This window comes from Ventosimonas gracilis (assembly GCF_001580025.1).
Classification (GTDB): Bacteria; Pseudomonadota; Gammaproteobacteria; order Pseudomonadales; family Pseudomonadaceae; genus Ventosimonas; species Ventosimonas gracilis.
This window is the reverse complement of record NZ_LSZO01000109.1, coordinates 1-22,721: the sequence shown is the minus strand read 5'-3', so window position 1 is coordinate 22,721 and position 22,721 is coordinate 1. Positions and strand designations below refer to the sequence as shown.

Here is a 22,721-nt window from a genome sequence, read left to right as displayed (position 1 = left end):
TCATCGACATGAAAACATCTATCTGGCCTTGCTAAAATTACTGCGTGAACAGCCGCTTTGATCGCGTTTGCTTCCTAAGACCCAAAATAAATATTAATGCAAGAGAAATTTTTCTTACCCATCGCAACGGAATAACAACCAAAAAGAGAGGGAGGAGCAAATAAAATTGCATTTCTACAGCTAAAGACCAAGTATGCAGTAGCGGCATTTCATAGGATTTCGGGCCAAAATAATCGCCAAACCCAGAAAAATATTGATTACTTGCAAAGTAAAGTGTTGACTTTAAACTTTTCCAGAAGAATGAAAAGTCTTTAGGAATAAATAAAATAGCAGCAAAAATTGATACAACCGACACCATTGCAAAATACGCCGGTACAATTCTTCTACACCGAGCCTTGTAGAACTCAATAAATGAAAACTGTCGCGCCAATTTCTGACGCAAAATGATGCCCCCGACCAAAAATCCAGAAATTACAAAAAACATGTCAACGCCGACAAAACCACCAGGCAAATATTTTTTGTTCACATGAAAAAAAATTACAGCCAAAACTGCAATTGCTCGCAATCCTTGAATGTCATTTCTATAGATACCTCCAGACAAAGATTGTTTCTGGATAAAGGATGCAGTCATTTGGTAATACTCCCATTCTTACAGGGTCGCAGAAGTAGAAACTGATGCGGCCATGGCTAGCCGCTGTTTTGGTGTAAATCCGCCCAATGCCATATTCGGGCGTTCGTGATTATAGGGCCACATCCAGCGCGCAGCATGGTCCTGCACCTGTTCTAGGTCTTCCCATTCATGCTGCGATATCCATTCGTACCTAGCTGTCCGATTGAATCGCTCGATATAGGCATTTTGCTGCGGCTTGCCGGGCTGGATGAAGTCGAACTTAATGCCCCGCTTTTGAGCCCAGGCCAATAGCGTCGAACCCGCGTATTCCGGTCCGTTGTCGCAACGAATCGCCAGTGGCCGCCCCCGATGTTCGATGATCTGGCTCAACACCCGTGCTACCCGAGCAGCAGGAAGTGAGAAGTCCACCTCGATACCCAGCGCCTCCCGGTTGAAGTCATCGATCGCGTTCAAGATCCGGATGCTGCGCCCGTCGGCCAACGGGTCATGCATGAAGTCCATCGACCAAACTTCGTTGATGGTGCCAGGAACCGCCAGTGGCTCCGGCATCAGCCGAACCAGCCTTTTGTGCGGCGTGATGCGCAGGTTCAGCTCCAGTGCTTTGTAGATGCGATACACGCGCTTGGGGCCAATCCGCAATCTCCTCGTTCTCGGCCTTGAGCTTGGCTTCGTACCGATAGCAGGATTCGCTGATGCAAAAGACAGCGCAGGCCACACGGATCGATGCTCGCCTGGATCTGGCTACCTCTTTGGCCATCTCACGGCGGCGAGACGGCCTCAGGACTTTTTTGCCAAGTACTCCGAGGCGATCTCGGCCTTGAGCTTCTCCTCGATGTACATCTTGCGCAGCCGGGTGTTCTCCGCTTCCAGTTCCTTCATGCGCGCCATCATCGACACATCCATCCCGCCGAATTTCGAGCGCCACTTGTAGAACGTCGCTGAACTGATGCCCAGTTCCCGGCACAACTCCGGCACCGCCAACCCACTCTCAACCCGTTTGATCGCCACGACAATCTGGCTATCTGTGAACTTCGATCGCTTCATCTGTAGAACTCCCTGTTCGAGAAAATTCTACTTCTGAATCCCAAGGTTTTTAGGGGCATTACCATTTTTCAATAAGTTGAAACGAAACGGGAACAGACCCTAGCGGCACGCCCCTTGGAAAATATTACTCAACTCTCCACACACCCGCCCTATCTGCTCATCCGTTATTGTTGGATGCACGAGGAGCATTAAGCTGGTTTGTCCTAGCTCCTGTGCAACAGGCAAGCTTGTTTGTGGGCGGTAGGGGCTGTTGGCGAATGCTTTTTCCAGGTATATCTCAGAGCAGGAGCCTTGGTAGCAGGGTATGCCGCGTTGGCTTAGTTGCTCAATGATGCTGTCGCGAGTGATCCCTGGGCCTAGGTGTTGTGGCTCTACAAATAGATAGTGTTTGTATTTGGCATGGTCGATATGACCAGGTACAGTCGGCACGCGAATGCAAGGGTATTTACTGGCAACTTGGTCTATTTGTGATGCCAACCATTGGCGGCGAGCTTTCCAACTCTCCAAGCGGCGTAATTGGATACGACCCAATACGGATTGCATTTCAGTAATGCGCCAATTGGTGCCGAAGGAGTCGTGTAGCCAGCGAAAGCCTGGGGGATGTTGTTTTTCGTAGACGGCCTGCCAAGATTTGCCGTGGTCTTTATAGGACCAAGCGCTACGCCACCACTGCTCATTATTTAGGGTAAGCATCCCGCCTTCACCGCCAGTGGTCATAATTTTATCTTGGCAAAATGACCAAGCGGCTATATCGCCAATGGTTCCAACGGGTTTGCCTTGATAGCGTGCACCGTGGGCTTGGGCGCAATCTTCGATAACGTAAATACCATGCTTTTTTGCTAATTCCATAATAGGTTGCATTTCACAAGGCCAACCGGCTAAATGCACGCAGATAATTGCGCGAGTACGAGGCGTCAGTACTTGTTCAATGGTTTCTGCGCTAATATTTTGTGAATCCTTATCGACATCTGCAAATACTGGAATTGCACCGGCATTGACGATGCAACTGGCTGATGCAATAAAGCTGCGTGGGGTAACGATAACTTCATCGCCTGTAGCAATGCCCAATGTGCGCAGTGCTAAATCCAAAGCCAAGGTGCCATTGGCTAAGGCAATAGCGTGTTGGCAGCCTAAATACTCAGCGAACTCTCGTTCAAAAGCTCGGCTTTCTTCGCCCGTCCAATAATTGACTTGATTGGAGCGTAGAACTTCCGCAACCGCAGCTACTTCTTCTTCGGTATAGTCCGGCCAAGGATTTAGTGGGGTATTAAGCACGATGACTCTCCATAACAGCCCAAGTGTTATTATTGCCTTGCCCGGTAAATTTTTCAGCGGTCACTGAACCGGCTTGGGTTATGCCTTCTCTAATAAATACTTTTTTGCAAGTCAACAATAAGATTTTTATATCCAGGCAGAAACTGTAATGGGATACATAGAAAATATCATGGTTGAATTTTTCAGTCCAACTGATTGCATTACGACCATTAACCTGTGCCCAGCCAGTAATACCGGGTTTAACTTCATGACGGCGCATTTGCTCTTTGCTGTACAAAGGCAAATATTCCATCAATAAGGGACGCGGCCCAACTAAACTCATTTCGCCTTTCAGCACATTCCACAATTCCGGTAACTCATCCAAACTGGTTGCACGAAGAAACTTGCCAAATCGAGTTAGGCGCTGTGCATCGGGCAAAAGCTCGCCTTCAGCATTGTGCGCATCTGTCATGGTACGAAATTTAATCATCTGAAAAGGTACTGCTTGATAACCGGGGCGTGTTTGCTTAAAAAAGACAGGCCTACCCAAAAACACAGCCACCAGTAACATCAAGAGTAATAAAATTGGCATAAGCAACAGTAAAATAATAAGCGCACTAATAATATCCAATAAGCGCTTTATCCATTTTCGGTACATCTTGTATCAGTGCCTGTTCAGAATGGTTGCCGGATTGCCTACAACAGTTGCACCTGCTGGAACACTTTTGGTAACAACAGCTCCCATACCAACAACTGCACCATATCCAATGGCTATTTTTTTGCTTGGCGTAGAATTTCGTATGATTGCACCTGTTCCAATATAAGCATGGTCTTCTATAACAACCCCACCATTGCACTGTACTTTAGGAGCAAAAGTAACAAAATCACCCACAATGCAATCATGTGCAACATAGGAATATATATTTAAGTGGAAGAACTTGCCTATTTTCGCATTGGCAGTAACCACTGTATAGGGTGAAAGTATCGCTCCCTCGTCAATCTGATTGTGACTTAAGTTCATCGAACTAGGACAAGTTATTGAAAAAGGACATACTTTTTCTGATAAAAATTCATTTACAATCTTTTCTCTAATCTTGGAGTCGCCCACTGCCACATTGAAATAGCGAGAATTTGCCGGATAGCTAAAAAAATCTTTTCTGGATAACACTAAATGTCCATTTAGATAATTCGCTACAGCGCCATCATCAATAAAGACAATCTGTTCTTTTTTAATACCTTGTCGTGCCAGCATGGCGCAGGCTATCGGCATCACCTCACGGCCAAAACCGCCTGCACCAAAGATGCCGTAGATTGCTGAATTATTCATAGTATTTAGCTCCCTTACCTAACCCGTTGCCCTGGTCTTGCCCCTTGGTCAGGGCTGAGCAGATGGATTTGTTCGCCGCCGGGGCCGGCGGCCAGCACCATGCCTTCGGATAGGCCAAATTTCATTTTGCGTGGGGCGAGGTTGGCAAGATACAGGGTTAGGCGTCCTTCCAGTTCAGCGGGATTGGGGTAGGCGCTTTTAATACCGCTTAATACGCTGCGTTTGGCATCACCAATATCAAGGGTTAAGCGCAATAGTTTATCGGCTCCTGCTACGGCTTCGCATTTTTCGATTAAAGCGATACGTAAATCCAAGGCGGCGAAGGTATCCATGCTAATTTCCGCCGCAAGCGGCTCTTTAATCAGCTCGCCATTGCCTTGTGCGGGAGGCGCTTCGACGGTTAAGTCTTGTTTGGAGGCTTCCATCATATTGGTAATTTTTTCTGGATCAATGCGTGTTAATAATGCGCTAAATGGGTTAATACGATGTTCTGTCAGTCGTGTGGATAAATCGGCCCAAGTCAATGGCTCTACATTTAAAAAGGCTTCGCTGCGGCGAGCCAGTGCGGGCAACACGGGTTTAAGCAGAATAATCAATTGACGGAACAGGTTAATACTTAAGCTACAAATCGCCTGTACTTGCCCTTCTTTACCCGCCTGCTTACTTAATGCCCAAGGCGCTTGTTCGGCAATCCAAGCGTTGGCTTGGTCGGCCAGCGCCACAATTTCGCGGATGGCGCGGGAAAAGTCACGCTGTTCGTAGTTTTTTGCAATATCCACTGCTGCATTTTGGAAAGCCTGCCAAAGTTCAGGGGCAGGATTGTCTGAAACCAGTACGCCAGCATTGCCTTTTTGGATAAATCCGGCGCAGCGGCTGGCGATATTTACCAGTTTACCGACTAAATCGGAATTGACTTTTTGTACAAAATCATCAAGGTTTAAATCGAGGTCATCGACGCCGCGCCCCAGTTTACTGGCGTAATAATAGCGCAGATATTCGCCGTCCAGATGTTCCAGCCAAGTGCGCGCGCGGATAAATGTGCCGCGTGATTTGGACATCTTCTGCCCGTTAACGGTTAAATAACCGTGCACGTTGAGTGCGGTGGGTTTGCGAAAGCCTGCACCTTGCAGCATAGCAGGCCAGAAGAGTGCGTGGAAGTTAACAATATCTTTACCAATAAAGTGATAAAGCTCGGTTTTTGAATCAGCCTTCCAGTATTCATTAAAATCAAGTTCTGGGCGTTTTTGGCAAAGATTTTTAAAGCTCGCCATATAGCCAATCGGTGCGTCTAACCAGACATAAAAATACTTACCGGGTTGATCCGGGATTTCAAAGCCAAAATAAGGCGCATCGCGAGAAATATCCCACTCTTGCAGACCGCTATCCAGCCATTCAGTCAATTTATTGGCGACCGCTTCTTGCAGACTGCCGCTGCGCGTCCATGCTTTAAGCATGCTTTCAAATTCGGGCAGTTTAAAAAAGAAATGCTGCGATTCTTTAAGTATCGGCACAGCACCGGAAATGGCTGAGCGCGGGTTAATCAATTCGGTTGGGCTGTAGGTTGCGCCGCATTTTTCACAGTTATCGCCATATTGGTCCTCTGCGCCGCATTTGGGGCAGCTGCCTTTAATAAAACGGTCGGCAAGAAACATGCCTTTTTCTGGGTCAAAATATTGGGTAATCGAGCGATTGGCAATTAGCCCTTTATCACGTAATTTAAGATAAATAGTTTCAGACAGCTCACGGTTTTCTTCACTGTGCGTGCTGTAATAATTATCAAAATCTACCGCAAAATCTTTAAAGTCGGCCATATGTTCGACGCGCACTTGCTCAATCAATTGTTCGGGGCTGATACCTTGTTTTTCTGCACGCAACATAATGGCCGAGCCGTGTGCATCATCGGCGCAAACATAGGTGGCAAGATGTCCGCGTAAACGTTGAAAGCGCACCCAAATATCGGTTTGGATGTATTCGAGCATATGCCCAAGGTGGATGGAGCCATTGGCGTAAGGCAGGGCGCTGGTGACCAGTATTTTGCGGGGTTCGGGCATGTTATTAAGGCTAATCTGCGTAAGACGGTGCATTATATCGATATGACGGCTTTTTTCATCCATGTACCGCTAGAATGCTGCCGGTTTGTAGGTATTTAAGGATTTTTGCATGCAACTCATGACAACCCAAGCGTTGACTGGGGTGAAACATATTATTGCGGTCGCCTCTGGCAAGGGTGGGGTTGGCAAATCGACCACGGCGGCCAATTTGGCGTTGGCTCTTGCCCAAGAAGGCGCACAGGTGGGGCTACTGGATGCGGATATTTACGGCCCCAGCCAAGGCATTATGTTTGGACTAAGCGGCAAGCAGCGCCCCGAGGTGCGTGATGGCAAGTTTTTTGTACCACTGAAAGCGCACGGCGTTTCGTTGATGTCGATGGCTTTTTTGGCTGATGAGAATACGCCGGTGGTCTGGCGCGGACCTATGGTTTCCGGCGCATTGCTGCAACTGCTCACACAAACGGCTTGGGATGCGCTGGATTATCTGGTGGTGGATATGCCGCCGGGTACCGGCGATATTCAGTTGACCTTGGCCCAAAAAGTGCCGGTCAGCGGTGCTGTTATCGTCACCACACCGCAGGATTTGGCCTTGCTCGATGCTAAAAAAGGCGTGGAGATGTTCCGCAAGGTCAATATTCCGGTATTGGGTGTGGTAGAAAATATGGCGACGCACCAATGCTCGCGCTGTGGTCATATTGAGCCGATATTTGGCGAAGGCGGCGGCGAGCGGCTGGCGGCGCAGTATGGCGTTAACCTTTTGGCTTCTTTGCCGCTTGCCATGAGTATCCGCGAACAGGCCGATGGCGGCAGACCCACGGTCATTGCCGAACCGGATAGTGAGATTGCGCGGATTTACCAGCAAATGGCACGTTGCGTTAGTGCAAGACTCGCGTTATCCAAGCAAAGCGCGGTAATGCCCAGTATTTCGGTCGATGAGGATTAACAGCGTTGTTATATTGAGTGCAAAATTTAAGACAACCCCATTTGAGGAGGTGTTCTGATGAGTTATCTGCATATTCTGGTCGCCAGCGACCTTTCCGATGAATGCCACAAAGTGATGCAACGCGCCGAAGCGCTGGTTAAAGCCAGTGGTGCGCGGCTGTCCTTGGTGCATGTGATTGAACCGGTGACTATGGCCTTTGGCGGTGATGTACCGATGGATCTTTCGCTGCTGCAAAAGCAGCAGTTTGAGCAAGCACAAGAACGCCTGGATGCGTTCAGTGCGCGTTATCCCGAACTGCCGGTAGAAAGTCGCCATTTACTTTATGGCCAACCCAGGCAGGAAATCCACCGCCTCGCCACTGAGCAAAGTTGTGATTTGCTGGTAGTCGGCAGTCACGGCAGGCATGGGCTTGCCCTGTTATTGGGTTCAACCGCCAATGACCTGTTGCACGGTGCGCCCTGTGATGTGCTGGCGGTTCGCTTAAATAAGGCGGAGTGATATTGACCCTCTCCCCTCTCCCGCAAGCGGCCGAGGGGAGAGTGCGTGATCACTAAAACAATACGCGGCAACGAATGGTGCCGGGGACTTGTTGCAGCTTATTAAGCGCGAGTTCTGAATATTCGGCATCCACATCAATCACTACATAACCGATTCGGCTATCGGTTTGCAGGTATTGACCCAAAATATTGATTTGGTTATCGGCAAATACTTTGTTGATATGGCTTAGCACGCCGGGAATATTTTTGTGAATATGCAACAAGCGGTGTTGGCCGGGGTGTGAAGGCAGCGCAACCTCGGGGAAGTTGACCGAAGAAACAGTAGTGCCGTTATCGCTGTACTTAATCAGTTTTTCAGCAACTTCCAAACCAATATTGGCTTGTGCTTCCGCTGTTGAACCACCGATATGCGGGGTAAGGATGACTTTATCCAAACCACGTAACGGGCTTTCAAACAGCTCATCGTTGGACTTGGGTTCAATCGGAAACACATCAATCGCCGCACCGCCCAAATGTCCGTCTTTAATGGCTTCTGCCAAGGCATCCAATTCAACGACTTTGCCACGTGCCGCATTAAGCAAGATGGCACCTTTTTTCATCGCGCGAATTTCTTTTTCGCCAATCATCCACTGCGTAGAAGGCAATTCCGGCACATGCAGCGTGACAATATCGCAGGTGCTTAATAATTCATGCAATGTGACCACTTGCCTTGCATTACCCAGCGGCAATTTGGAAACCGTATCAAAAAAGCACACTTGCATACCGAGCGCTTCGGCAAGCACAGAAAGTTGGCTGCCAATCGAACCGTAGCCAATAATGCCGAGCTTTTTGCCGCGAATTTCAAATGAGCCTTCTGCAGATTTAATCCAGCCGCCACGATGACAAGAAGCGTTTTTTTCCGGTATGCCGCGCAACAATAAAATCGCTTCCGCCAATACCAATTCGGCTACCGAGCGGGTATTGGAAAACGGCGCGTTAAATACGGCTATACCACGCTCGCGGGCGGCTTCCAAATCCACTTGATTAGTGCCGATACAAAAGCAGCCGATAGCGAGCAACTTTTGCGCACAAGAGAGCACCTCAGCGCTAAGTTGGGTGCGCGAGCGAATACCCACAAACTGCACATCGGCGATTTTTTTCTTGAGTTCATCGTCCGGCAATGCCGTCTTTAAATATTCAATATTGCTGTAACCGGCCGCTTTTAGGCGCTCCAAGGCATTTTGGTGGACGCCTTCGAGAAGCAGAATTTTAATGCGGTGCTTATCCAGCGAAGTCTCGTTAGCCATTGGCTTTCCTGTAGCGGTGGGGTTTTCGGGGGTGCGCATGCTAGCATATCGGCTTTCATTCGCCGCGCCCTTTTGAGACACCTCTCATGCCTGCACTCGATAAGCTCAAAGCCTTGATCGCTCCCGCCAAATTGCTCACCGATGACAGCAGCCTTGCCGCTTACGGCAAGGATTGGAGCGGCCAATTCACCCCCGCGCCCTTGGCGGTTGCCTTGCCGAAAACCATAGAGCAGGTGCAAGCCATTGTGCGTTGGGCGATTGAGCAAGGCGTGGCGTTAGTGCCGTCCGGCGGACGTACCGGGCTTTCTGGTGCAGCCGTCGCCGCCAATGGGGAGTTGGTGGTTGCCTTTGATGCCATGAACCAAATTATCGACTTTAACCCTTATGAACGGCGCGTGGTCTGCCAACCCGGGGTAGTCACCGCGCAATTGCAGCAGTTTGCGCAGGATAACGCGTTGTACTATCCGGTGGATTTTGCCTCCAGCGGTTCCAGTCAAATCGGCGGCAATATCAGCACCAATGCCGGCGGCATTAAAGTCATTCGCTATGGATTAACGCGCCAATGGGTTAGCGGATTAAAAGTCGTTAGCGGCACCGGCGAACTTTTGGATTTAAACCAAGGGCTGATTAAAAACGCGACCGGTTACGATTTACGCCAACTGTTTATCGGCGCAGAAGGTACCTTAGGCTTTATTGTCGAAGCCAGCATGCAGCTTTCCCGTGCACCGCAAAACTTGACTGCTTTGGTACTGGCGGTCACGGATTTGGACTGCATTATGCCGTTATTGCACAGCTTCCAAAGCAAGCTGGATTTAACCGCCTTTGAGTTCTTCTCTGAGCAAGCGCTCGAAAAAATACTGGCACGCGGCGATGTACCCGCCCCTTTTGAAACGCGCTGCCCGTTTTATGCCTTACTGGAATTTGAGGCGCTTAATGAAGACATCAGCAATCAAGCGCTTTCTTTATTTGAACAAGCGCTAGAAAACGGCTGGGTGGCTGATGGCGTTATCAGCCAAAGCACACAGCAACTCGCCAACTTATGGAAACTGCGTGAATATATCTCAGAGACGCTGAGTCACTTTTCGCCCTATAAAAATGATCTTTCCGTTACCGTCAGCCGCGTGCCGGATTTTTTACGCGATATTGATCAACTGGTTCAGCAAAACTATCCCGATTTTGCAGTGATTTGGTACGGCCATATTGGTGACGGTAATCTGCATTTAAATATCCTGAAACCCGACAACTTAAGCAAAGAAGCCTTCTTTAGCAAATGCCATGAGGTCAATAAACAGGTCTTTGAAACGGTTCAGCGCTATCAAGGATCGATTAGCGCTGAACATGGCGTGGGTCTGGTTAAACGCAGCGGGCTTAATTACAGTCGCTCGCCTGCTGAAATAAACGCCATGAAGGCGATTAAAGCGGTATTTGACCCACACGGCATTATGAATCCCGGCAAGATTTTTTAAACCATGAGCTATCAACATTGCTATCAAGACGGCAGCCCCATTGATTTACCATTGGGTAAAGTGGTTTGCGTAGGTCGTAATTACGCCGCGCATGCGGCTGAACTGAATAATCCGCTGCCGGAACAACCCTTGTTGTTTATTAAACCGGGCAGTTGTACGGTTCCCTTTAAGCAAAGTTTTGCCATTCCAAATGACCAAGGCGCAGTCCATCACGAGGCGGAAATTGCCGTACTGCTGGGTAAACCCTTATCCGGAAAAGTCTGCGCCGAACAAATCATGCAAAGCATTATCGGTTATGCACCCGCACTGGATTTAACCTTGCGCGATGTACAGGATAAACTCAAAAAAAACGGACACCCCTGGGAACTCGCCAAAGCCTTCGACGGTGCCTATGTACTTGCGCCCTTTGTACCTGCAAAGACGATAAAAGACATGACCAATATCGCTATTGAATTACGAATCAACGGCGTAGTCCGTCAACAAGGCAACAGCCGCCAGATGCACTGGCCGATTATTCGTTTAATCCGCTTTATTGCCGAACACTTCAGCTTGCAAGCCGGAGACGTGATTTCTACCGGCACGCCCTCTGGAGTGGGTGCATTACAAAGTGGCGACCAGTTGGAACTTTCGCTGCGAGGGCATGTCCAATGGGTTTGCTCGGTGCGCCAAGAAAATTCGGCTTAGGTTTAACCTGCCACTTATCCACTTAAAAGGAGTTTTTCCATGAAACTTAAACTGTTGTTAGCTTCTGCTGTGCTGGCTGCTTCTAGCGGCCTTGCCTTCGCCGCCGGTTATACCGGCCCTGATAGCGGGCGCGGACATAAGCCAGCCTCTGGCTACACCGGGCCAAGTGCGCCAGGTTCCGTAACCACGGTGGCAGAAGCCATGAAAGCCGCTGACGATACGCCCGCCGTGCTGACCGGCTATATCACCCAGCGCCTGCGCAAAGAACACTACGAGTTCAAGGATGACAGCGGCATTATCCAGGTGGAAATCGATAACGACGAATGGCCAGCGCAAGCCGTTTCAGAAACCACCCAAGTGCGCCTCTATGGCGAGGTGGAGCACAAAAAACGGGGCGAACGTGAAATTGATGTCGATAGAGTTGAAATAGTGCAATAACCGCCCTGCCCTTTCCCTCACCCAAACACCGATGCACTCCCCTCACCCGCGTGCGGGAGAGGGTATTTAAGGGAAAAACAATCGCGCCAGTTCTGCGCCAGGTTCCGGGCTTCGCATAAAAGCCTCGCCGACCAAAAAACCATAAACGCCCTGCTCCTGCATATGTCGCACATCGGCGCGACTTAATATACCGCTTTCTGTGACCAACAGGCGACCACCTTGAGGGATTTTCGGCAGCAAGTCGATAGTGGTATCAAGGCTGACCTCAAAGTTGTGCAGATTGCGGTTATTGATACCCAGTAGCGGTGCATTGGGCAGGCAAAGGGCGCGCTCCAGTTCAGCCGCATCGTGCACTTCAACCAATACATCCAAACCGTAAGCCTCTGCAACCGCAGCCAGTTCAGCCAGTTGCCCATCTGAAAGCGCCGCGACAATCAGCAACACGCAGTCCGCACCCAAGGCGCGCGCTTCGATAATTTGGTAGGGGTCTAGCATAAAATCCTTGCGGATAACCGGCAGCGAGCAAGCGGCGCGAGCTTGCTTTAGGTACTCATCTGCACCTTGGAAAAAATCCACATCGGTTAATACTGAAAGGCAGCATGCCCCGCCCTTTTCATAACCTTGCGCAATGGCAGCCGGGGCAAAGTCTTCGCACAATACACCCTTGCTGGGCGAGGCTTTTTTAATTTCGGCAATCACCGCGGCTTGCTTTTGCCTTACCCGCCTCTGCAAGGCTTGAGCAAAGCCGCGCACAGGGCTGGCCGTGCGGGCGGCTTGCTCCAGTTCTGCTAGCGGCAGACGAAGGCGGCGCTCCCTCACTTCTTGCGCTTTGCGGGTGAGGATTTTTTGCAAAATGCTGGGAATGCTCATGCCCTGCTTTCCTCGCCGCTTTTTTGATTTTCTTCACGAAAGATATTAGTAAAGGCCGCCAGTTCGTCCATTTTCTCGCGCGCCAGACCGCTGCATACGGCATCTTGCGCACGCTGTACGCCTTCTTTAAAACTGCTGGCAAGGTCGGCCGCATAGAGTGCAGCGCCCGCGTTTAAGGCCATCAGCTCAGCCGCTTTACGGCCCGCTTCGCTCTTGCGTTTGCCGAGTGCGTCACGCACCAAGGCGAGCGAAGCGGCCGGACTGTCTACCGTCAGCCCCAGCAGGGTTTGCGCGGGCAGACCGACTTCATCGGGCAGCAGGTCGTATTCAAAAATTTCGCCGTCTTTAAGTTCGGCCACATGGGTTGCCGCTGCCAAGCTAAATTCATCCAACCCGTCATGCGAATGCACCACCAGCACATGCACGCTGCCCAATTGGCGCAGCACTTCGGCCAGCGGCCTACAGAGTGCCTGGCTGAACACGCCAAGCACTTGATGACGCACGCCCGCCGGATTGGTCAAAGGTCCTAGCAGATTAAACAAAGTGCGCAGCCCCAACGCACGACGCGCCCCGGCGGCATGGCGCATGGCCTGATGGTGCACTTGCGCAAACATAAAGCCGACGCCGACCGACTCAATGCAAAGCGCCACTTGCGCGGGCGAAAGCTTTAGATAAATGCCCGCCGCTTCCAGCAAATCAGCGCTACCGCTTTTGCTGGAAACCGCTCGGTTGCCGTGTTTGGCGACTTTACCTCCGGCGGCGGCGACGACAAAACTTGAAGAGGACGACAGGTTAAACAGATTGGCTCCATCACCGCCGGTACCGACTAAATCCACCACATGGTCAAGACTGGGCAGTTCAACCTTGTCTGCAAGTTCACGCATCACACTGGCGGCGGCTGCGATTTCTTCAATGGTCTCGCTTTTGATGCGCATGCCCATTAAAAAGGCGGCAATCTGCGCCTCGCTGCACTGCCCACTCATGATTTGGCGCATCACCGACTGCATCTCGTTTTTGTTTAAATCCAGTTGCTGCGCGACCCGCGCCAATGCGGCCTTGATATCCATCAGCGTACCCCGCCCTGCTGCTGTAAGAAGTTATCCAGCAGCGCGTGCCCCTGCTCGGAAAGTATTGATTCGGGGTGAAACTGCACCCCTTCGACATTAAAACGCTTATGACGCAATCCCATGATTTCATCCGTAGAGCCGTCCTCATGCTGCGTCCAGGCGGTGATTTCGAGGCAATCCGGCAGATTGCCTTTTGCCACTATCAGCGAGTGGTAACGGGTCTGTACCAGCGGATTGTTGAGCCCGGCAAATACGCCTTCGCCCTTATGGAAAACCGCACTGGTCTTGCCGTGCATCACTTGCCGCGCACGCACCACTTCGCCGCCAAACGCCTGGCCGATACTCTGATGCCCCAGACAAACCCCCAAAATCGGCAATTGACCTGCAAACTCGCGGATAACATCCATCGAGACGCCCGCCTCATTCGGCGTACAGGGGCCGGGCGACAGCACAATGCGCGCAGGCGAAAGCGCAGCAATGGCGGCAATATCCAACTCGTCATTTTTAATGACCTGCACATCCGCGCCCAATTCAGCAAAGTACTGCACCAGATTCCAGGTGAAGGAATCGTAGTTATCGATCATTAGTAATTTTTTCACTTTATCCTCTTGATTTATAAGATCTTATTATTTTAAATCTACTCGGTTATACAGATCTTGACGCTGGATTTTGCTGGGGCGAAAAGCTGTCGGCAGTCAATCGGGCTCAAGATGACAAAAACAATCAGGGCAAATAGTTTGCCCGCGTGGAGAAACAAGCCAAATATTCTAGCATCCAGGCACTTTTATAGCGTCTTGCAAATATCGACACAGATACGGCTGGCATTTTGATACAGGTCAACCGCTTCTGTGCTTAGTCGATAAAAAGTGATTGCAGAAAAACCAAAGCATTCTGCTATAATTTACAACCAGCCACGTCCGCATGCCTGCATCACCTTTGGCAGTCGCAGGCGTAAGTACGCAAGAAATCAAACAGCGCCGTACTTCATGTTTGGCAGCGTTCCCCCTGACTTTTAGCCCTTGTCCCCGCCAGCGGGTGAATGTGGGCAGTAGTCAGATTTCACCACCCACGGGCATTGCGCCCAGCACACAGGATGACCCATGTCCTTTGCCTCCCTCGGACTTTCTGAGGCTTTGGCCGCCGCAGTGGCGGCGCTCGGCTACAACGCACCCACTCCCGTGCAACAGCGCGCCATTCCCGCCCTGTTGCAAGGCCGCGACCTGATGGTAGCGGCGCAGACCGGCACCGGCAAAACCGCAGGCTTTGCCCTGCCGATTTTGCAAAAACTTTTCCCCGCAGGTCTTGCTGACAACAGCAAACGGGCAGGAAGCGGGCAGACCCGCGCGCTGGTGCTTACGCCCACGCGCGAACTGGCCGCACAGGTACACGACAGCTTTCGTGCTTATGCTGAAAAACTGCCGCTTAATAGTGCCGTGGTATTTGGCGGAGTGGGTACCAAGTCGCAAGTCGATGCGCTGGAAGGCGGGCTGGATGTGCTGGTCGCTTGCCCCGGCAGGCTGCTGGATTTGGCGCTGATGGGTGCGGCCGACCTGTCCACAGTCGAAATTCTGGTACTGGATGAAGCCGACCGCATGCTCGATATGGGCTTTATCCGCGATGTTAAAAAAATTCTTGCCAAACTGCCTAAGGAGCGGCAAAACCTGTTGTTTTCCGCGACTTTTTCAAACGATATCAGCGAGCTGGCCGAAAAACTACTGAAAAACCCCGAACGTATTGAAGTCACCCCGCCGAATACCACGGTAGAGCGTATTGACCAGCGCGTACTATACTGTGCGCCGGAATACAAACGCGCCCTGCTCGCGCATCTGATTGAACGCGGCAACTGGCAGCAAGTCTTGGTATTTGCCCGCACCAAGCACGGTGCCAATCGGCTTGCCGAATATTTGGACAAACGCGGCCTGTCTGCGCTCGCCATCCACGGCAACAAAAGCCAAAACGCCCGCAGCAAAGCGCTGGCGGATTTTAAAAGCGGCGCGGTGCGTGTATTAGTCGCCACCGATATTGCCGCGCGCGGCCTTGATATTGACCAACTGCCGCACGTGGTCAACTTTGAACTGCCGCAAGTGGCCGAAGACTACGTCCACCGTATTGGCCGCACCGGTCGCAGTGGTCGCAGTGGCGAGGCGCTGTCACTGGTCGCCCCGGCTGAAGAAAAACTGCTGCGGGCGATTGAGCGTTTAACTCGCCTGTCGATTGCCGAAGGCGATATGCAAGACTTTGAACCCAGTACCATCACACCCGCGCCGCACTCGCCGTCCGTGCCGGAGGAATCCTCTAGCGAAGCCAGCGAAGACGACATGACCATGACGGCTCGTGAAGAACGTCCCAGACCAAACACTGGCCGCAAAACCCGCCATCCGCTACGCCGCAAACGGCCGGAGGCGACCACTGAGCGTGACCTGGGCAAGACGCAAAATCGCCCCGAACGCGGCGGGCGCGATAAAACCGCAGGCAATGGACGCAGCAGACTGCTACGCCGTGACAAGCCTGCCGTGCACAGGCAGCCGTTTATTCAGCCCGAACTGCCGCCAGAGCGTGACCCGGAAGATTTCCTCGATGATGATATCGACAACTTCGGCAACCGCGCCGACTACGTAAGTCCCTATCAAGCGCCGCCGCGCCGCGCAAAATCGCCAAGCGGCAAACCGCGCGGCGGGCATCCTGCGCAAGCAAACGGCACCGCCTCTGGCGGCAAATCCAGCAGCCATCCACGCAAAGCAGGCGCAAACAAGCGCAAAAACACCACAGGGGCGAGCGCAAACAGCAAACACGGCGGACGACGAGGCGGTTACAACAGTCTGATGAGTGACGCGCCATTGCGCCAGGAAGGAGCGGCCAAACCCAAAGCGCAAACCCGTCAACCGCTGATTATTCACAAGGAATCACGACTTGCCAAACTGCGCGCGCAAGACCAGGAAGCCGAGCCACTGCGCAGTAACGACGAAAAACCCGCATTACTCAGGCTTTCACGCACTTAAGTTGTAACGGCTTCCCGGTGGTGGCTTAAGAGAACTATCCGAGCCGTTATCGTGCTTAACAGACGCCATTGCGGCAAAACGCACGGTAACTCTGCTACATTCTTAAGCTTTACTGAGTTTTAAGTGATTGCCCGCATGAACGCTCCTGCGTCTTCCCAGATGGGGTCTTTTATTCGCTTGCACCAAGAAGGGCGCACTGCGGAAGTAGTGCGCCGCCTGCTGGAAGCCATCGACCTTGGGCTGTTTAGCGAAGGCCAGCAACTACCCAGCGAGAACGAACTGGCGGCGCATTTTGGCGTGGCGACCGTTACCTTGCGCGAGGCGCTCGCCCATCTACGCCAAGGCGGCATTATCGAAACCCGCCGTGGGCGTAACGGTGGCAGTTTTGTCCGCGCCCGCGAAGAAATCCTGCCCGAAGCGCTGCTGGAACGCCTCGATGCCATCAGCATTATTGAACTGCGCGATTTGGCCGACGAGCACGCCGCTATTTCCAGCATGGCCGCACGGCTGGCGGCGCGACGTGCCTCGGCGGAACATCATCAGCATTTGACCCACTACATTAACGCGCTGGCTCATGCGGGCGGCAGGCACGAACTGCGCCGTGCCGATGCGCGTTTTCATATTGAGATAGCGGTTGCCTCGCAATCGGTACGCCTAACCCATGCGCAAATTCGCCTGCAAGGCGAAATCGGCCAATGGCTCTGGCTGCCGCAAGAAGGCTGGCCTACGGTCGAAAGCGTGCAGCAAGAGCACCACGCCATTGCCAGTGCCATTGCCAGCGCCGATGCCAATCTGGCCGGCGCTCTGGCTGAAGCGCAAATTACGCGTAATATCAAACGCTTGATAAAACTTAAGTTGGAACGATTAGCAGCAACCAGCCTCCCTGAGCCGCTTTAACTCAAGCGACAGCCACAATGACAAAAAGGCGCGTGAATATGGCAACGCAACCGCAAATCGTCGAACAACCTGAACAAGACCCGTTATTGCGCTGCGCAGAACGCATCAATGCGTCAATAAGCGGTGTGTTTTCCCGTATCGACCGTTTAAGTCAAGCAACCTTGCAAATCTGGCGCGGCTTACAAAGTGCGCCCAAGGCTCGCGATATGGTCGCCGGGGTCAGGCCGCTGATTGATAAAACCCTGCGCGATGCAGGCGGGCTGTTACAAGGCGGCGGCATTATCTTGGAGCCGGGTACGCTGCAAGATAAAGAAATGTACGCCGAATGGCGCTGCCTTAATCAGGCCGGACGCATTACCCAGCTTGCTTTAAGTTTTAACCGCAAGAGCGAAAGTTACTACGACTACCGCAACATGCCTTGGTTTACCCGCCCGCAGCAAAGCGGACGCAGCGGCATTACCGGCCCTTATATCGACCTCTATGGGCAGGACATGAACATCCTCACCTTTACCAGCCCGCTGCATCTGGACGGACGTTTTATCGGCATTGCCGGTATCGACATTATCAGCAGCCGCTTTGAAGCCGTACTGATAGCCCACCTGGTACGTTTGCCGCACGAAGCCTTGATTATTTCCGAAGAAGACCGCGTTATCGCCGCCAATAGTGCAAGGTTCGTCGCTGGCGAACTCTTCGCGCAAGCTGGCTTTCACGGCGGCCAAAGCCGCCGTATCGAAATCGGCGAAGGCCGCGCCCGCTGGGAGCTGATTGAATACGCCAAGTAGACACTGTCCATTTTGTTGGAATGGACAGTTAGACAGCAGGTGTTAATCCCAGCTTAACGCGCCGCCGGTTTGATATTCGGTGACGCGGGTTTCAAAGAAGTTTTTTTCCTTCTTTAAATCCATGATTTCACTCATCCACGGGAAAGGATTAGTGGTGCCTTGATATTCTTCGGGCAGGCCGATTTGTACCAAGCGACGGTTGGCAATAAATTTTAAGTAGTCCTCCATAATGGCAGCGTTCATGCCGAGTACGCCGCGCGGCATGGTGTCCCTTGCGTATTCGACCTCAAGCTGAGTGCCTTGCAAAATCATTTGCGTGGCTTCGTCTTTCATCGCGCTGTCCCACAGGTGCGGGTTTTCAATTTTAATTTGGTTAATCATGTCGATGCCAAAATTAAGGTGCATCGATTCATCGCGCAAAATGTACTGGAATTGTTCAGCGGTGCCGGTCATTTTATTGCGCCTGCCCATTGACAGGATTTGCGTAAAGCCGCAATAAAAGAAGATGCCTTCCAATACGCAGTAATAGGCAATCAAGTTTCTTAAAAACTGTTTGTCGCGCTCTGGCGTGCCGGTGGTAAAGGTCGGGTCGCTGATCGAGCGCGTGTATTTAAGTCCCCAACTGGCTTTTTTGGCGACCGATGGAATCTCGTGGTACATATTGAAGATTTCGCCTTCATCCATCCCCAAGGATTCAATGCAATATTGGTAAGCGTGGGTGTGGATGGCTTCTTCAAAGGCTTGACGCAAAATATATTGGCGGCATTCCGGGTTGGTAATTAAACGGTAAACCGCCAGCACCAGATTATTGGCGACCAGGGAGTCGGCTGTAGAAAAAAAGCCTAAATTGCGTTTAATAATGCGCCGCTCGTCTTCGGTTAAACCTTGATCGCTTTTCCACAGGGCAATATCGGCGGTCATATTGATTTCTTGCGGCATCCAATGGTTGGCGCAGCCGTCCAAGTATTTTTGCCAAGCCCAGTCGTATTTAAACGGCACTAATTGGTTTAAATCGGCGCGGCAGTTAATCATTTGCTTGTCGTCCACGCGCACGCGGGCGGCACTACCGGCCAATTCTGCCAAACCTTCGGCAATATCGAGTTCATCAAGGGCGGCTTTGGCACGCGTCATTGCGGCGCTATCGCAGGCTTCAACTTGGCGGGCGGCTTGTACGCGGCTGGCGGGCTCGCCTGACAAGTCGTAGCGGACGGCGGGCAGGATGGCAGAGGGTTTGCTTGACGGTTCGTCCCAACTTAGCATGAGGAAAGCTCCTTTCTATCTGAACAATGTTTTTTCGCTTAAGGGCAATGCGGTTACTGGCAGGCTTCGCAGTCCGGGTTGTCAATCGAACAGGCGGGCGGCACCGGGGCGGCTTGCAAGGCGCTGTCGCCGCCTGCGGCAACGGCATTTAAGGTGCCAGTGGTGACGGTGGATTTTTCTGCGCTGGTGGCCGCCAGTGCGCGAAGGTAGTAGGTGGTTTTAAGACCTAAATACCAAGCCATGCGGTAGGTTAAATCCAGCTTTTTGCCAGAGGCTTCATTGATATAAAGATTGAGCGACTGCGCCTGGTCAATCCATTTCTGCCGGCGGCTGGCCGCTTCGACCAGCCAGCGCGGTTCGACTTCAAACGCAGTGGCGTACAGCGCTTTAAGGTCGGCCGGGATGCGTTCGATTTTTTGCAGCGAGCCGTCGTAGTATTTAAGGTCATTGACCATGACTTTGTCCCACAGGCCGCGCCGCTTAAGTTCATGCACCAGATACGGATTGATCACGGTGAACTCACCGGACAGGTTCGATTTTACGTAGAGGTTCTGGTAGGTCGGCTCAATCGACTGCGACACGCCGACGATATTAGAGATGGTTGCAGTCGGTGCAATCGCCATCAGGTTGGAGTTGCGCAGGCCGCGTTTAACGCGCTCGCGCAGTGCCTGCCAGTCAAGACGCTCAGTGCGGTCTACTTGCAAATATTTTTCACCGCGTTGCTGGGCGAGCAATTGCAAAGAATCCAGCGGCAGTATGCCTTGTGACCAGAGCGAACCATCAAAGGTTTGATAGCAGCCGCGCTCATCGGCCAAATCACAGGAGGCGCTGATGGCAAAGTAGCTGATCAGCTCCATCGACTCATCGGCAAATTCCACCGCCTCTTGCGAGGCATAGGCAATACCCTGCTGATAGAGCGCATCCTGAAAGCCCATCAAACCCAAACCCACCGGGCGGTGCTTGAGATTGGAATTACGCGCTTGCGGTACGGCGTAGTAGTTGATGTCAATCACGTTATCGAGCATGCGCACGGCGGTTTTAACCGTGCGTTCAAGGCGCGTTACATTAAGTTTGCCGTCTTCGATATGGCGCAGCAGATTGACCGACCCCAGGTTGCAGACAGCGATTTCATCGGCACTGGTATTGAGCGTGATTTCCGTGCACAGGTTGGAGCTGTGCACCCGCCCGACATGCTGCTGCGGGCTGCGCAGATTGCACGGGTCTTTAAAGGTCAACCAAGGATGACCGGTTTCAAACAGCATCGACAGCATCTTGCGCCAGAGGTCTTTGGCGTTCAGGCGCTTATGCAGTTTGATTTGGCCGTTTTGCGCCATCTGTTCGTATTCAGCATAACGCGAGGCAAAAGCCTGGCCGGTTAAATCGTGCAAATCCGGCACGTCGCACGGGGAAAACAGCGTCCAATCGCCATCATCAAACACGCGCTGCATAAACAGGTCGGGAATCCAGTTGGCCGTATTCATGTCGTGCGTGCGGCGGCGGTCATCGCCGGTGTTTTTGCGCAGCTCCAAAAACTCTTCAATATCCAGATGCCAGATTTCCAGATAGGCACAGACCGCGCCTTTGCGCTTGCCGCCCTGGTTAACGGCAACGGCCGTATCGTTGACCACTTTTAAAAAAGGCACCACACCCTGCGACTGCCCATTGGTGCCTTTGATGGGCGAGCCGAGCGCACGAACGCAAGTCCAGTCATTACCCAAGCCGCCGGCAAATTTGGACAGCATGGCGTTGTCGTGAATGGCGTTGTAAATGCCAGAGAGGTCATCCGGCACGGTGGTGAGATAGCAAGAGGAAAGCTGCGGGCGCAGGGTGCCGGCGTTAAACAGCGTTGGCGTGGAGGCCATGTAGTCGAACGAGGACAACAGGTTGTAAAACTCGATGGCGCGCGCGTTTTTATCGGCTTCATTCAGTGCAAGTCCCATCGCTACGCGCATAAAAAACAGTTGCGGCAGCTCAAAGCGTACTTTGTCCTTGTGGATAAAGTAGCGGTCGTACAGCGTTTGCAGTCCTAAATAAGTAAATTGCTGGTCGCGCTCATGTTGCAAAGCCAGACCTAAGCGGTCGAGGTCAAATGCGGCAAGTGCCGGGTCAAGCAGCTCCAGTTCGATGCCTTTGGCGACATAAACGCCCAAGGCCTGCGGGTAAAGTTCGCCCATTTCGCCGCTGGTCGCGCGTTCGGCCAGTCCCAAAAAGCCAAGCGCTTCGCTGCGCAGACTGTCCAGCAGCAGGCGCGCGGTGACTTGGCTGTAGTTCGGCTCCTGCTCGACCAGAGCGCGGGCAGTCATCACCAAAGCGGTGCTGACATCGGCTTCGGCCACGCCGTCGTAAAGGTTCTTGATGGCTTCATGCTCAATGCGCTTGGCATCGACCTCGGCAAGACCTGTGCAAGCCTCCATCAGCAGAGTTTGCAGGCGCTTGGTATCCAGCGGCTTACGCTGGCCATCTTTGCCTGTGACATAAAGCAGCGCTTCGTCACTGGCGGCAACCTGCGCCTTGGCTTGCGCCTCGCGCTGGCGCCTCGCGGCGGCGTGCGCCTCGCGGTAAATCACGTATTCGCGGGCGACTTTATGCTCACCGGCGCGCATCAGTTCCAGCTCGACCTGATCCTGGATTTCCTCGATATGCAAACTGCCACCGGACGGCATGCGACGGCGAAAGGTTGCGCTGATTTGCGCCGTCAACCGCGCCACCGTCTCATGCACACGACTGGAAGCCGCCGCCGTGCCGCCTTCCACATCCAAAAACGCTTTGGTAATGGCGATGCTGATTTTATCGTCGGTATAAGGCACCAGCGTGCCGTTGCGTTTGATAACACGAAGCTGCCCAGGGATGATGGCAGCGAGTTCAAAGGCGCTGGCAGCAGGATTGTTCTGGTGGGCGCTTAAAGTGTGCATAAAAAAATGTCCTGTGGCAGTCAAAGGTAGCGATACACAACATCTAGTGTTATTTTTATTATCAATGCACAAGATATTGTGTTTTCCTGCCGCTGGCAAGGGATAGTTCTGTGGATAAGAGGGCCACTTCTGTGGATAAATTGTGGGTGGGCTGTGCGCCAACACCGGGCAACACAGGGTTTTCGCCGCTTGGCCGGATTTAAGAATTTATTTGCATAAATAATTTGGGTCTTAGGAAGCAAACATGTTTTTATGGCATGATAACTTCCTGATATGACTGGTAAAAATAGGTACTTCAAACGTTCGAAAATCA

General features: G+C 52.1%; 18 protein-coding genes and 2 pseudogenes. 8 read left to right on the top strand and 12 right to left on the bottom strand.

What is annotated here, in order from left to right; translation table 11 throughout:
• Positions 1-37 precede the first annotated feature (37 nt).
• From AXE65_RS04860 to metG, 6 genes and pseudogenes are all read right to left on the bottom strand, one after another.
• On the bottom strand, positions 38-631 hold the full coding sequence (locus AXE65_RS04860; RefSeq protein WP_068388868.1) for an acyltransferase family protein: 594 nt from the start codon (positions 629-631) through the stop codon (positions 38-40).
• A 21-nt stretch (positions 632-652) separates the two neighbouring features.
• Positions 653-1,675 (bottom strand): annotated as a pseudogene (locus AXE65_RS04855) (transposase); the annotation flags it as partial.
• 99 nt (positions 1,676-1,774) lie between these two features.
• Positions 1,775-2,950 (bottom strand): DegT/DnrJ/EryC1/StrS aminotransferase family protein, encoded by a 1,176-nt coding sequence (locus AXE65_RS04845; protein WP_068388861.1) that lies wholly within the window; start codon positions 2,948-2,950, stop codon positions 1,775-1,777.
• Positions 2,943-3,587 (bottom strand): sugar transferase, encoded by a 645-nt coding sequence (locus AXE65_RS04840; protein WP_068388858.1) that lies wholly within the window; start codon positions 3,585-3,587, stop codon positions 2,943-2,945. Before AXE65_RS04840 ends, AXE65_RS04845 begins: the two co-directional genes overlap by 8 nt.
• 6 nt (positions 3,588-3,593) lie before the next feature.
• Positions 3,594-4,256 (bottom strand): acetyltransferase, encoded by a 663-nt coding sequence (locus AXE65_RS04835; RefSeq protein ID WP_068388855.1) that lies wholly within the window; start codon positions 4,254-4,256, stop codon positions 3,594-3,596.
• 14 nt (positions 4,257-4,270) lie between these two features.
• Positions 4,271-6,307, bottom strand: coding sequence for a methionine--tRNA ligase (gene metG, locus AXE65_RS04830; RefSeq protein WP_068388873.1), 2,037 nt, complete (start codon positions 6,305-6,307; stop codon positions 4,271-4,273).
• Between the two features lie 133 nt (positions 6,308-6,440).
• On the opposite strand from metG, the pseudogene apbC reads away from it, so the two are divergent.
• Together apbC and AXE65_RS04820 are read left to right on the top strand one after the other, a co-directional pair.
• Positions 6,441-7,250, top strand: a pseudogene (gene apbC / locus AXE65_RS04825) (iron-sulfur cluster carrier protein ApbC); the annotation flags it as partial.
• A gap of 57 nt (positions 7,251-7,307) precedes the next feature.
• Positions 7,308-7,748: a universal stress protein gene (locus tag AXE65_RS04820; protein WP_068388852.1), complete on the top strand. Its 441-nt coding sequence runs from the start codon at positions 7,308-7,310 to the stop codon at positions 7,746-7,748.
• A gap of 52 nt (positions 7,749-7,800) precedes the next feature.
• Here the strand turns inward: AXE65_RS04820 and serA are convergent, their stop codons facing one another.
• Positions 7,801-9,033, bottom strand: coding sequence for a phosphoglycerate dehydrogenase (gene serA, locus AXE65_RS04815; RefSeq protein ID WP_068388849.1), 1,233 nt, complete (start codon positions 9,031-9,033; stop codon positions 7,801-7,803).
• A gap of 86 nt (positions 9,034-9,119) precedes the next feature.
• Here serA and AXE65_RS04810 point away from each other — a divergent pair, with 86 nt between their 5' ends.
• The 3 genes from AXE65_RS04810 to AXE65_RS04800 are packed head-to-tail and all read left to right on the top strand — an operon-like array spanning position 9,120 to position 11,621.
• Positions 9,120-10,499 (top strand): D-2-hydroxyglutarate dehydrogenase, encoded by a 1,380-nt coding sequence (locus AXE65_RS04810; protein WP_068388846.1) that lies wholly within the window; start codon positions 9,120-9,122, stop codon positions 10,497-10,499.
• A gap of 3 nt (positions 10,500-10,502) precedes the next feature.
• On the top strand, positions 10,503-11,183 hold the full coding sequence (locus AXE65_RS04805) for a fumarylacetoacetate hydrolase family protein (protein ID WP_068388845.1): 681 nt from the start codon (positions 10,503-10,505) through the stop codon (positions 11,181-11,183).
• A 39-nt stretch (positions 11,184-11,222) separates the two neighbouring features.
• Positions 11,223-11,621 (top strand): YgiW/YdeI family stress tolerance OB fold protein, encoded by a 399-nt coding sequence (locus AXE65_RS04800; protein ID WP_068388842.1) that lies wholly within the window; start codon positions 11,223-11,225, stop codon positions 11,619-11,621.
• 66 nt (positions 11,622-11,687) lie between these two features.
• On the opposite strand, the gene trpC is transcribed toward AXE65_RS04800, so the two are convergent.
• The 3 genes from trpC to AXE65_RS04785 are packed head-to-tail and all read right to left on the bottom strand — an operon-like array spanning position 11,688 to position 14,142.
• Positions 11,688-12,491 carry an indole-3-glycerol phosphate synthase TrpC gene (trpC, locus tag AXE65_RS04795; protein WP_068388839.1) on the bottom strand — a complete coding sequence of 268 codons (804 nt, stop codon included), beginning with the start codon at positions 12,489-12,491 and terminating at the stop codon, positions 11,688-11,690.
• A complete protein-coding gene (trpD, locus tag AXE65_RS04790) occupies positions 12,488-13,558 on the bottom strand; it encodes an anthranilate phosphoribosyltransferase (protein WP_068388837.1) in 1,071 nt (356 codons plus the stop codon). Before trpD ends, trpC begins: the two co-directional genes overlap by 4 nt.
• Positions 13,558-14,142 (bottom strand): anthranilate synthase component II, encoded by a 585-nt coding sequence (locus AXE65_RS04785; RefSeq protein ID WP_068388871.1) that lies wholly within the window; start codon positions 14,140-14,142, stop codon positions 13,558-13,560. Before AXE65_RS04785 ends, trpD begins: the two co-directional genes overlap by 1 nt.
• Before the next feature lie 516 nt (positions 14,143-14,658).
• Between AXE65_RS04785 and AXE65_RS04780 the strand changes: the two genes are divergently transcribed.
• The 3 genes from AXE65_RS04780 to AXE65_RS04770 all read left to right on the top strand — a co-directional run bounded on the left by AXE65_RS04780 (position 14,659) and on the right by AXE65_RS04770 (position 18,236).
• The gene (locus tag AXE65_RS04780) at positions 14,659-16,557 is read left to right on the top strand and encodes a DEAD/DEAH box helicase (protein ID WP_068388834.1); all 1,899 of its coding nucleotides are present in this window, start codon (positions 14,659-14,661) and stop codon (positions 16,555-16,557) included.
• Between the two features lie 135 nt (positions 16,558-16,692).
• On the top strand, positions 16,693-17,454 hold the full coding sequence (locus AXE65_RS04775) for a FadR/GntR family transcriptional regulator (protein WP_068388831.1): 762 nt from the start codon (positions 16,693-16,695) through the stop codon (positions 17,452-17,454).
• Between the two features lie 38 nt (positions 17,455-17,492).
• Positions 17,493-18,236: a cache domain-containing protein gene (locus AXE65_RS04770; protein WP_068388827.1), complete on the top strand. Its 744-nt coding sequence runs from the start codon at positions 17,493-17,495 to the stop codon at positions 18,234-18,236.
• Between the two features lie 42 nt (positions 18,237-18,278).
• On the opposite strand, the gene AXE65_RS04765 is transcribed toward AXE65_RS04770, so the two are convergent.
• Together AXE65_RS04765 and AXE65_RS04760 are read right to left on the bottom strand one after the other, a co-directional pair.
• Positions 18,279-19,496 (bottom strand): ribonucleotide-diphosphate reductase subunit beta, encoded by a 1,218-nt coding sequence (locus AXE65_RS04765; protein WP_068388824.1) that lies wholly within the window; start codon positions 19,494-19,496, stop codon positions 18,279-18,281.
• A gap of 53 nt (positions 19,497-19,549) precedes the next feature.
• Positions 19,550-22,408 carry a ribonucleoside-diphosphate reductase subunit alpha gene (locus AXE65_RS04760; RefSeq protein ID WP_068388820.1) on the bottom strand — a complete coding sequence of 953 codons (2,859 nt, stop codon included), beginning with the start codon at positions 22,406-22,408 and terminating at the stop codon, positions 19,550-19,552.
• Between the last annotated feature and the right edge of the window lie 313 nt (positions 22,409-22,721).